The sequence below is a fragment of the Streptomyces sp. NPDC058964 genome (assembly GCF_042741275.1).
Taxonomy (GTDB): domain Bacteria; phylum Actinomycetota; class Actinomycetes; order Streptomycetales; family Streptomycetaceae; genus Streptomyces.
The window spans coordinates 1-6,752 of sequence record NZ_JBHYKH010000496.1; the positions used below are offsets into that span (position 1 = coordinate 1).

Consider the following 6,752-nt stretch of genomic DNA (forward strand, 5'->3'; position numbering starts at 1 on the left):
GCCCCGTGAGCCGTGCGACCCCGCCGCCGTCCTGCTGCGTGCCGTCAGACCTTGTCGTGCACCGCGGGCGTCGGCCGCTGCGGACCCTTCCGGGAGACGAGGCCCGCCGGGGCGAGGAAGATCGCGAGCGTCGGGACCAGGTACAGCAGCCACACCGTGACCTGGACGACCGTGGGGTCGGGCTGGAAGTTGAACACGCCCTTGAGGAGCGTGCCGTACCAGCTGTCCGGCTCGACGGTGTCGCTGATGTCGAAGGCCAGGTTCCTGAGGCCCGGGATCCAGCCGGCCTCCTGCAGGTCGTGGAAGCCGTAGGCGAGGACACCCGCGGCCACGACCACCAGCATGCCGCCGGTCCAGGTGAAGAACTTGGCGAGGTTGATCTTCAGGGCGCCGCGGTAGAACAGCCAGCCCAGGAGCACGGCCGTGGCCAGACCGAGGGCCACTCCGATCAGCGGGCGCGGGGTGCCGTCGCTGGCCGCGTGGACCGAGGCCCACACGAACAGGGCGGTCTCCAGGCCCTCCCGTCCCACGGCCAGGAAGGCGGTGGCGACCAGCGCGCCCGTGCCCATGGCCAGGGCGGCGTCCAGCTTGCCGTGCAGTTCGGACTTCAGGTGCCGGGCGGTGCGCCGCATCCAGAAGACCATCCAGGTCACCAGGCCCACCGCGACGATGGACAGGGAGCCGCCGAGCGCCTCCTGGGCCTCGAACGTCAGCTCCTGGGAACCGAACTCGAGCGCGCAGCCGAAGCCCATCGCGATCGCGATCGCGATGGCGATGCCGATCCAGATGGGCTTCAGGGCGTCCCTGCGGTCCGTCTTGACCAGGTAGGCGATCAGGATGCAGACGACGAGGCTGGCCTCCAGGCCCTCGCGCAGACCGATCAGGTAGTTGGAGAACACTGGCTACGCCTCCTCGGAGAACAGCGCCCTGCCCCACCAGTCGTCCTTGTCGCGGACGCCCGGCGGAACGGCGAAGACCGCCGAACCCACGTGCTGGATGTACTCGTTGAGCGCGTCCGACGCCGACAGCTTGCGCTGCAGCGGGATGAATCCCTTGCGCGGGTCACGCATGTAGGCCAGGAAGAACAGGCCCGCGTCGAGGCGGCCGAGGCCGTCCGTGCCGTCCGTGAAGGAGTAGCCCCGGCGCAGGATCGTGATCCCGTTGTTGGAGTCGGGGTGCGCCAGACGCACGTGCGCGTCCGGCTTCATCGCCTTCAGGAACGGCTCGTCGTGCTCCTTGGCCTTGCCCACCGGGGCGCCCTCGCCCTTGTCCCGGCCGAAGATGTCCTCCTGCTCCTGGAGCGAGGTGCGGTCCCAGGTCTCGATGTGCATACGGATGCGCCGGGCGACCAGGTACGATCCGCCGGTCATCCAGGCCGAGTTCCTGTCGCCGTCGCGGTCGCCGACCCACACGAACTTCTTCAGCCGGTCCGTCTCGGTGCCCGCGATGTTGCGGGTGCCGTCCTTGAACCCCATCAGGTTGCGCGGGGTCTGGGCGTCCGGGGTGGTCGAGGAGGTCTTGCCGAAGCCGAGCTGCGACCAGCGGATGACGACCTTGCCGAAGCCGATGCGGGCCAGGTTGCGGATCGCGTGCACGGCGACCTGGGGGTCGTCCGCGCACGCCTGGATGCACAGGTCGCCGCCGGTGCGGGTCTTCTCCAGGTTGTCGCCGGGGAACTTCGGCAGGTCCACCAGCGCCTCGGGCCGCCGGTCCGCCAGCCCGAACTTCTCGAACAGCGACGGACCGAAGCCGATCGTCAGCGTCAGTCGTGACGGCTTGAGCCCCAGGGCCTCACCGGTGTCGTCCGGCGGTGCCTCGGCCAGTCCTCCGTACGCGCCCTCGCCGACCGCCTTTCCGGCGGTCATCCGGCGCGCGGCGGCCGTCCAGTCCTTCAGCATCCGCACGAACTCGGCACGGTCCTCGGTCTGCACGTCGAACGCGGCGAAGTGCAGCCGGTCCTGCACCGGCGTGGCGATGCCCGCCTGGTTGGCGCCGTGGAACCGCACGGCGGCGCCCGTCTCGGCGGCCACCGGGTCCACGTCGTTGCCGGACTTGGCCATGGCCACCGCGCCGCCGGCCGCGGCGGCACCCAGCGCGAGCCCGGCGCCGCCCCAGCCGATCAGGGCCCGGCGGGTGGGAGAGGTGCTGTCCTGGATCTCGGTCATGGCCGCCCCCTACTTCTTCTTCACGACCGTGGCGGCGAGCTTGGACAGCGGCTCCGCGAGAGCGTTGACCGAGTCCAACAGCTCCTTGCGCTGGTCCGCGGTGACCTTGTCGTACGAGACGAAGTCGTACGAGTTCTTGTCCGAGCGGTACTTGTCGAGCTGCGTGTTCAGCGCGCCGAACTGCTTGTCGAGCTCGGTGGTCAGCGCCGGGTCGTTCTTCGACGCGACCGGCTTGAGCAGCTCATAGGCCTTCTGCGCACCCTCGACGTTGGCCTTGAAGTCGACCAGGTCGGTGTGCGAGTAGCGCTCCTCCTCGCCGGTGACCTTGCCGGTGGCGACCTCGTCGAGCAGTTCCTTGGCGCCGTTGGCCATCGAGGTCGGGGTGATCTCGGCCTTGCCAACCCGCTCCTGCCAGTCCTTCAGGTCGGTCACCAGCTGGTCGGCGAGGGTCTTCTCCGCGTCACCGATCTTCTTGTCCGCCCAGAGGGCCTTCTCCAGGCGGTGCCAGCCGGTCCACTTCTGGCCGTCCTCCAGGCCGTCGGCGCGCGTGTCGGTCTTGGGGTCGATGTCACCGAAGGACTCGGCGATCGGCTCGGTGCGCTCCCAGCCGAGGCGCGAGGGGGCGTACGCCTTCTTGGCTGCCTCCATGTCGCCGGCCTTGATCGCCTTCGCGAAGGTCTCGGCGAGCGGCACGGTGGCGTCGGCCTGCTGCTGGGCGTACTCGCGGTAGTCGGCGACGGCCTTGTCCAGCCTCGGGTCGCGCTGGGCGGCGGAGCCGCCGGTGACGGTGAGCTTCTGCCGCACGCCGTGGCCCTTCATGCCGGGGACGCAGGCGATCTCGTACGAGCCGGCCTTGATCTCGGCGGTCAGCGTGTACTTGGTGCCGGGGCCGATGTTCTCCTTCTCGGAGACGATCCGGTCGTCCGGGAAGAGGATCTCGACCTCGGTGGCCTTCGAGCCCTTGTTCTCGATCTTCAGCGTGACGTGGCCGGCCGGGACCGACTTGGCGGAGGTGTCGCACTTCGAGTCGGCGGCGGTGACCTGGATGACGTCGCCGTCCTTGGCGTCGCTCTTCGCCGTGCAGGCCGTGAGGGCGGTCAAGGCCGCCGCGGCGACGGCGGCTGTGACGGTGAGTCGGGTGACTCGCATGCAGGCTCCAAGCGGGACGGTGTGGTGAGGCTGCCCTAACTTACATGAGGCTAACCTCACCCATACCCATGTGGTCCGCGATTCAGCGCCTACGGAAAGATCACAGGCACGGCTTGATATCGACGGCTCAAAACCAACCCCAAGGAATGGTAAAGGGAGGGTCAAGGGTCCGCGCGGATCGGGCGTGCGGGGAAGCCCTCGGGCCGGCCGGCCTGGTGCTGGACGTACGGGACCGGCCCTCCGGGACCGGCCGGGCGGCCACCTGGGCCGGTGGGGGCGGCGGGGAGGACGTCGTACCGCTGCGGCCGCCGGCGCCGGAGGACGGCCCGCGGGTGAAGGCGTACCGGGAGCATGTGCGCGAGGGCACGCTCGCGCCGGCTCTCCTGTGGTGGGTCACCCCGCTCCACGGCTGGGCGGTCCTGGACGGTCACGACCGGGCCGTCGCGTCGCTCGCGAAGCGCCGGACCCCGCCCCGCGTGGTACTGACCCGGCTGCCGGACGAGCGGGACCGCAGACGGGCGGCGGACGAGGCGACCCGGGGCGCGAGCGGAGACCGGGGCGGCAGGCCTCCCGCCCCGCCGCCCCGGTGCCGGACAGCGGCGGGACGCGCTGCTGCGGGCGTACGGGGACGCCATGTCCTCGCTGCCGTACGGGACGGCCCCCACCCGCTTGTGCCCCTGCCCGGGGGTGCCGCGGCCTGGGACGCCCTGGCCGGTGCCGCAGTGTTTCAATGCCCGGGTGACTGATTACGACGTGCTGCGTGTCTTCTGCGCGGCGAATGGCGGATACGGCAACGAGCTCGGCGTCGTCCGCGACGGCTCGCGCCTGCCCGGCCGGGAGGACCGGCAGGCCTTCGCGGCGAAGCTGGGCTTCAGCGAGACCGTGTTCGTGGACGACCCCGAGCGCGGGATCGTCGACATCTACACCCCCACCCTGCGCCTGCCCTTCGCCGGTCATCCCTGCGTCGGCGTGGCGTGGCTGCTGGACGTCCCCGAGCTGGTCACCCCGGCGGGGGTCGTCGGGGCCCGGCTGGACGGCGAGTTCAGCTGGATCGAGGCACGGCCGGAGTGGGCCCCGCCGCGTACTCTCCGCCAGTACGCCACCGCCGCCGAGGTCGACGTTCTGCCCGTCCCCCCGCCCGGCGAGTGGATCTACGCCTGGGCCTGGGAGGACGAGTCCGCCGGACGGATCCGCGCCCGTGCCTTCCCCGGGCGGGGCGACGGCATCGAGGAGGACGAGGCCACCGGCGCGGCGGCCCTGCTCCTCACGGACCGCCTCGGCCGGGCCCTCAACATCACCCAGGGCGCGGGCTCCCAGATCCTCACTGCACCGCAGCCGGAAGGCCGGGTCGAGGTGGGCGGACGGGTGTTCCTGGAGCGCCAGCCCGAGCGCTAAGCGCTCAGCGGGAACTCCTCGCCCAGCGCCCGGAAGACCGCCGTGTTCAGCGCGAACGCCTGCTTGCACTCGGCGACGATCCGCTGCTTCTCCAGGTCGTCGGCGTCGACCGCGTCCAGCAGCTCCCGGTAACCCCGCTTGAAGGCGGCGGGGTTGGGGATCCCCTCGAAGACATAGAACCGGACCCCGTCACCCTTTCTGGTGAATCCCCAGGTCCGCTCCGCCTTGTCCCGGATGATCTGGCCGCCGGAGAGGTCGCCGAGATAGCGGGTGTAGTGGTGGGCGATGTACCCGGCGGGCCACCGCTCTGCGCACTCCCGCACCCGGTCCGCGTACGCCCGCGTGGCCGGCAGCGCGGTCAGCCCCGCGCGCCACCGCGGCCCCCGCAGATGCGCCAGGTCCCGCTCCAGCGCGGCCAGCCGGTACAGCTCGGACCGGATGAACGGCCCTGCCACCGGGTCCGACGCCAGCCGTCCGGCCCCGCCCTCCAGTGCCTCGTACACGAACCACAGCTGCTCGGTGTACCGCGCGTACGCGTCCACGCCCAGCCTGCCGCCCAGCAGGTCGCTCATGAACGTCGAGGTCTCGGCCTCGACGTGCTGCTCGTGGGACGCGGTGCGGATGAGTGCCGAGAAGGAGTCCATGAGCCATATCCTCTAAGGTAAGCCTTACCTAAGGCGATGGGTTTTCCGACACCTTGTCGGCAAAAGTCTACAAGAGGAAGCCCGCCCTCCACAGACCGCGGAAAGCGGGCTCGTCAGCGGGCCGGGGACGGCCCGGCGGCTCAGGGCAGGGTCAGGATCTCCGCGCCCGTGTCCGTCACCACCAGCGTGTGCTCGAACTGCGCGGTCCGCTTCCGGTCCTTGGTGACGACGGTCCATCCGTCGTCCCACATGTCGTACTCGTGCGTTCCCAGCGTCAGCATCGGCTCGATGGTGAAGGTCATCCCCGGCTGGATGACCGTGGTCGCGTGCGGGCTGTCGTAGTGCGGGATGATCAGCCCGGAATGGAACGACGAGTTGATGCCGTGGCCGGTGAAGTCCCGTACCACGCCGTAGCCGAACCGCTTGGCGTACGACTCGATGACCCGGCCGATGATGTTGATCTGACGGCCGGGCTTCACCGCCTTGATCGCCCGGTCGAGCGACTCCCGGGTCCGCTCCACCAGCAGCCGCGACTCCTGGTCGACGTCACCGACGAGATACGTCGCGTTGTTGTCGCCGTGCACCCCGCCGATGTACGCCGTCACGTCCAGGTTGACGATGTCGCCGTCCCGCAGCACCGTCGAGTCCGGGATGCCGTGGCAGATGACCTCGTTGACGCTGGTGCACAGCGACTTGGGGAACCCGCGGTAGCCGAGCGTCGACGGGTAGGCGCCGTGGTCGCACATGTACGCGTGGGCGACCTTGTCCAGTTGGTCCGTGGTCACGCCCGGCGCGATGAGCTTCGCCGCCTCGGCCATCGCCCGCGCGGCGATGCGCCCGGCGATCCGCATCGCCTCGATGGTCTCGGGGGTCTGCACCTCCGGGCCGGTGTACGGCGTCGGCGCGGGCTTGCCGACATACTCGGGCCGCCGGATGTTTCCGGGCACGGAACGGGTGGGAGACAGCTCCCCAGGGACGAGCAGCGACTGGCCAGAAGACATGACAGCGAGTCTAACCAGCGGGCATACGAGACCATGTCCCTGGCGGAAGGAGCCGGTCATGGCCCTGTTCAAGAAGCGCACCGTCGGGAAGCCGGGCGAGTGGTACTACTGCCTGGAGCACAAGAAGGTCGAGGAGGGGCCCGAATGCCCTGCCAAGGACCGTTTCGGCCCCTACACCACCCGGGCGGAGGCCGAGCACGCGATGGAGACCGCCCGCGAGCGCAATCTCCAGTGGGAGAACGACCCGCGCTGGCACGACGCCTCCACCGGCGGTGACCCGGACCAGGACTGATCGGGGTGATCAGGTCCGTGCGGGAGCGGCCGCCGCGCGCCGCTCCCGCAGCCGTACGGCGTGCTCGTCCGTCCGCGCGTCGTACGTCATGAGCCCCGGCGGGCAC

At 70.4% G+C, this 6,752-nt stretch carries 8 protein-coding genes; 3 read left to right on the top strand and 5 right to left on the bottom strand.

Going from position 1 to position 6,752, the window contains the following annotated elements; all coding sequences use genetic code 11:
* Window positions 1–44: 44 nt before the first annotated feature.
* The 3 genes from efeU to efeO are packed head-to-tail and all read right to left on the bottom strand — an operon-like array spanning window position 45 to window position 3,314.
* Window positions 45–899: an iron uptake transporter permease EfeU gene (gene efeU, locus ACFW2E_RS38195; protein WP_384474040.1), complete on the bottom strand. Its 855-nt coding sequence runs from the start codon at window positions 897–899 to the stop codon at window positions 45–47.
* A gap of 3 nt (window positions 900–902) precedes the next feature.
* On the bottom strand, window positions 903–2,165 hold the full coding sequence (gene efeB / locus ACFW2E_RS38200; protein ID WP_384474042.1) for an iron uptake transporter deferrochelatase/peroxidase subunit: 1,263 nt from the start codon (window positions 2,163–2,165) through the stop codon (window positions 903–905).
* A 9-nt stretch (window positions 2,166–2,174) separates the two neighbouring features.
* Window positions 2,175–3,314: an iron uptake system protein EfeO gene (gene efeO, locus ACFW2E_RS38205; protein ID WP_384474045.1), complete on the bottom strand. Its 1,140-nt coding sequence runs from the start codon at window positions 3,312–3,314 to the stop codon at window positions 2,175–2,177.
* A 215-nt stretch (window positions 3,315–3,529) separates the two neighbouring features.
* Between efeO and ACFW2E_RS38210 the strand changes: the two genes are divergently transcribed.
* Window positions 3,530–4,060, top strand: coding sequence for a hypothetical protein (locus ACFW2E_RS38210; protein WP_384474048.1), 531 nt, complete (start codon window positions 3,530–3,532; stop codon window positions 4,058–4,060).
* Window positions 4,053–4,709: a PhzF family phenazine biosynthesis protein gene (locus ACFW2E_RS38215; protein WP_384474051.1), complete on the top strand. Its 657-nt coding sequence runs from the start codon at window positions 4,053–4,055 to the stop codon at window positions 4,707–4,709. Before ACFW2E_RS38210 ends, ACFW2E_RS38215 begins: the two co-directional genes overlap by 8 nt.
* Here the strand turns inward: ACFW2E_RS38215 and ACFW2E_RS38220 are convergent.
* Together ACFW2E_RS38220 and map are read right to left on the bottom strand one after the other, a co-directional pair.
* Window positions 4,706–5,353: a heme oxygenase (biliverdin-producing) gene (locus tag ACFW2E_RS38220; RefSeq protein ID WP_384474054.1), complete on the bottom strand. Its 648-nt coding sequence runs from the start codon at window positions 5,351–5,353 to the stop codon at window positions 4,706–4,708. The two genes, ACFW2E_RS38215 and ACFW2E_RS38220, sit on opposite strands and share 4 nt — an antisense overlap.
* A 140-nt stretch (window positions 5,354–5,493) precedes the next feature.
* Window positions 5,494–6,354: a type I methionyl aminopeptidase gene (gene map / locus ACFW2E_RS38225; protein WP_384474056.1), complete on the bottom strand. Its 861-nt coding sequence runs from the start codon at window positions 6,352–6,354 to the stop codon at window positions 5,494–5,496.
* 58 nt (window positions 6,355–6,412) lie between these two features.
* On the opposite strand from map, the gene ACFW2E_RS38230 reads away from it, so the two are divergent.
* The gene (locus ACFW2E_RS38230; RefSeq protein WP_384474059.1) at window positions 6,413–6,646 is read left to right on the top strand and encodes a hypothetical protein; all 234 of its coding nucleotides are present in this window, start codon (window positions 6,413–6,415) and stop codon (window positions 6,644–6,646) included.
* The last annotated feature ends 106 nt before the right edge of the window (window positions 6,647–6,752 follow it).